Genomic DNA, 3,621 nt, shown 5'->3' with positions numbered 1-3,621 from the left:
CGCGCCCCCCCCGCCCCCCCCGCCCCCCCCCCCGGCCCCGGCGCCGCCCGCGCCCCCCCCCCCGCCGTGCGGGCCGGGGCCCGTATCGTCGTTGTCCTCCCCCGAAGAAGGCAGACAAGGAGCGCCCATGGCACCGCCCGTCGTCCACTCCCTGCGCGAGCAGATCCGCGAGCACATCGTGGAGGGCATCGTCCGCGGGCGCTGGAAGCCGGGCGAGCGCATCGTGGAGCGGCGGATCGCCGTGGAGCTTGAGGTCAGCCAGACGCCCGTGCGCGAGGCGCTGCGCGAGCTGGAGACGCTGCGGCTGATCGAGTCGGCGCCGAACAAGGGCGTACGGGTGCGGAACCTGACGGCGGCCGATCTGGAGGAGATCTACCCGGTGCGCGCCGGGCTGGAGCAGATCGCGGCCGAACTGGCCGCCGACCGCCTGGCCGAGGACGTCTCGGTGCTGGAGGAGCACGTGGCGCGGCTGTACGAGGCGGACCGGGCCGGGGACGGCGAGGCGCAGGTGCGGCACACGGTCGCCTTCCACCGGGAGCTGGTGCGCGCGTCCGGGAACAGCGTGCTGCTGCACACCTGGGAGTCGCTTGGCATCGGGGTGTGGACCACGCTCGCCATCCGCTGGCTGGGTACCCGGCAGCAGTCGTACGCCGAGGAGCACGAGGCGGTCGTGGAGGCGTTCCGCGGGCGTGATCCGCGCATCGGCGAGCTGGTCAAGAAGCACGTCCTGGGGTGTGCACCGCGTGCCTGATTCACGGCACTGAATGCCAATTTCGTTCTTCCGGTGTTTTTTCACGTCCCACCCTTTGATCGATCATCGATCGTGGGCGTACAGTCCGGCAGTGGGTGTGACACCCCCCACCCCATGTCCCGTCCTGTCCGGAAGGCGGCCACACCATGACCGACGCCGAACGCCCGCTCAGCGAGCTCGACCAGCTCGTCGACCGCGACCCCGAGGAGACCGCCGAGTGGGCCGCGTCCCTGGACGCCGTCGCCCGCGAGGCCGGTCCGCACCGGGCGGCGTACCTGATGCGGCGCACCCTGGAGCACGCCGGCCGCACCGGACTCGGTCTCCCCGCACTGCCGGAGACGGACTACGTCAACACCGTCCCCACCGCCGCCGAGCCCGCCTTCCCCGGCGACGAGGACATGGAGCGGCGGATCGCCGCCTGGAACCGCTGGAACGCCGCCGCCATGGTCACCCGCGGCTCCCGCTTCGGCGTCGGCGGCCACATCGCCACCTTCGCCTCCGCCGCCTGGCTCTACGAGACCGGCTTCAACCACTTCTTCCGCGGCAAGTCCTCCCCCGAGGCCCCCGGCTCCGGCGACCAGCTCTACGTCCAGGGCCACGCCTCCCCCGGCATCTACGCCCGCGCCTTCCTCGACGGGCGGCTGACCGAGGCTCAACTGGACAACTTCCGCCGGGAGGCCGGCGGCGACGGGCTGCCCTCCTACCCGCACCCGCGCAGGCTGCCCTGGCTGTGGGAGTTCCCGACCGTCTCCATGGGCCTGGGCCCGCTCTCGGCGATCTACCAGGCCCGCTTCAACCGTTATCTGGCCGGCCGCGGCATCAAGGACACCTCCGGCAGCCGTGTGTGGGCCTTCCTCGGTGACGGCGAGATGGACGAGCCCGAGTCCACCGCCGCCCTCGCCCTCGCCGCACGCGAGGGGCTGGACAACCTCACCTTCGTGGTCAACTGCAACCTCCAGCGCCTGGACGGCCCGGTCCGCGCCAATTTCCGGGTCGTGCAGGAGCTGGAGGCCCAGTTCCGCGCCGCCGGCTGGCACGTCGTCAAGTCGCTGTGGGGCTCGGCCTGGGACGACCTGCTCGCCCTGGACACCACCGGCGCCCTGGTCAGGCGGCTGCGCGAAGTGCCCGACGCGCAGTTCCAGACCTACGCCACCCGCGACGCCGCCTACGTCCGCGAGCACTTCTTCGGCGCCGACCCGGCACTGGCCGAGATGGCGAAGGTGCTGACCGACGCGAAGATCATCGAGTGCTTCCACACCTCGCGCGGCGGCCACGAGCCCCGCAAGGTGTACGCCGCGTACCGGGCCGCGCTCGCGCACGAGGGCGCGCCGACGGTGATCCTGGCGCAGACCGTCAAGGGCCACACCCTCGGCCGGGGCTTCGCCTCCAAGAACGCCAACCACCAGATGAAGAAGCTGACGGCCGAGGAGTTCAGGGACATGCGCGACCTGCTCGGCCTGCCCATCCCCGACAGCGCCCTGGGCGAGGGCCCGGTGCCCTACGGCCACCCCGGCCCCGACTCCCCCGAGGCGCGCTACCTCGCCGAGCGCCGCGCCGCCCTCGGCGGTCCCGCCCCGGCCCGCCGCACCCACCCGGTTCCGGCGCTTCCCGAGCCTCCCGAGCGCGCCTTCGCCGCCCTGAGGAAGGGATCGGGCAAACAGGAGACGGCCACGACCATGGCGTTCGTACGCCTGGTCAAGGACCTGATGCGGGATCCGGAGACCGGGAAGCGGTGGGTGCCGATCGTCCCCGACGAGGCCCGCACCTTCGGCATGGAGTCGCTGTTCCCCTCGGCCGGCATCTACTCGCCCAGGGGCCAGACGTACGAGCCGGTCGACCGCGACCAGCTGATGTACTACAGGGAGGCGGCCGACGGGCAGATCCTCAACGAGGGGATCACCGAGGCCGGCGCCATGGCCGACTTCATCGCCGCCGCCACCTCGTACGCCACCCACGGCGAGCCGATGATCCCGTTCTACATCTTCTACTCGATGTTCGGCTGGCAGCGCACCGGCGACCAGTTCTGGCAGCTGGCCGACCAGCTCGGCCGCGGCTTCGTCGTCGGCGCCACGGCAGGCCGCACCACGCTGACGGGCGAGGGCCTGCAGCACGCCGACGGCCACTCCCACCTGATCGCGGCCACCAACCCGGCCTCGCTCAACTACGACCCGGCGTTCGCCTACGAGATCGCGGTGATCGTGCGCGACGGCCTGCGCCGGATGTACGGGCCGGAGCCGGAGGACGTCTTCTACTACCTGACCGTCTACAACGAGCCGAAGGTCCAGCCACCCATGCCCGAGGGCGTGGAGGAGGGGATCCTCAGGGGGCTGTACCGCTTCCGCGAGGGGACCGCCTCCTCCCCCGACGCGCCCCGGATCCAGCTGCTGGCCTCGGGGACCGCCATCCACTGGGCGCTGGACGCCCAGCGCCTCCTCGCCGACGACTGGGGCGTGACCGCCGACGTGTGGTCCGCCACCTCCTGGAGCGAGCTGCGCCGCGATGCCCTGTCCTGCGACGCGGCGCAGCTCAACGGCGAGGAACAGGTCCCCTACGTCACCCGCGCGCTGTGCGGCGCGCCCGGCCCGGTCCTCGCCGTCAGCGACTGGATGCGGGCGGTGCCGGACCAGATCGCCCCGTGGGTGGAGCAGGACTGGTCCTCGCTGGGCACCGACGGCTTCGGCCTGTCGGACACCCGCGAGGCGGCCCGCCGCCACTTCGGGGTGGACGCCGAGTCGGTCACGGTGGCGGCCCTGGACCGGCTGGCCCGGCGCGGCGAGGTCAAGCGGGAGACGGTGCGCGAGGCGGCCGGGCGCTACGGCCTGGCCTGACGGGCCCGCCCGGCGGCCCCTCCCCGCGCCGCCGGGCGGCTC

General features: G+C 72.9%; 2 protein-coding genes. Both read left to right on the top strand.

Translation table 11 applies throughout. The features are described 5' to 3' along the window. Window positions 1-127 precede the first annotated feature (127 nt). Window positions 128-751: a GntR family transcriptional regulator gene (locus AC2CJA_RS25375; RefSeq protein ID WP_484605006.1), complete on the top strand. Its 624-nt coding sequence runs from the start codon at window positions 128-130 to the stop codon at window positions 749-751. Between the two features lie 146 nt (window positions 752-897). Continuing rightward, window positions 898-3,579, top strand: coding sequence for a pyruvate dehydrogenase (acetyl-transferring), homodimeric type (gene aceE, locus AC2CJA_RS25370; RefSeq protein ID WP_484605005.1), 2,682 nt, complete (start codon window positions 898-900; stop codon window positions 3,577-3,579). Window positions 3,580-3,621: the final 42 nt, after the last annotated feature.

This window comes from Streptomyces sp. ATLC9 (assembly GCF_057196705.1).
Note: the sequence above shows the minus strand (reverse complement) of the source record. Positions and strands in the feature narration are given on the sequence as shown.

What these genes read in the sequence shown, in the direction of transcription:
- aceE (WP_484605005.1), top strand. Translation starts at nt 898, where the DNA reads ATGACCGACGCCGAACGCCCGCTCAGCGAGCTCGACCAGCTCGTCGAC.
- AC2CJA_RS25375 (WP_484605006.1), top strand. Translation starts at nt 128, where the DNA reads ATGGCACCGCCCGTCGTCCACTCCCTGCGCGAGCAGATCCGCGAGCAC.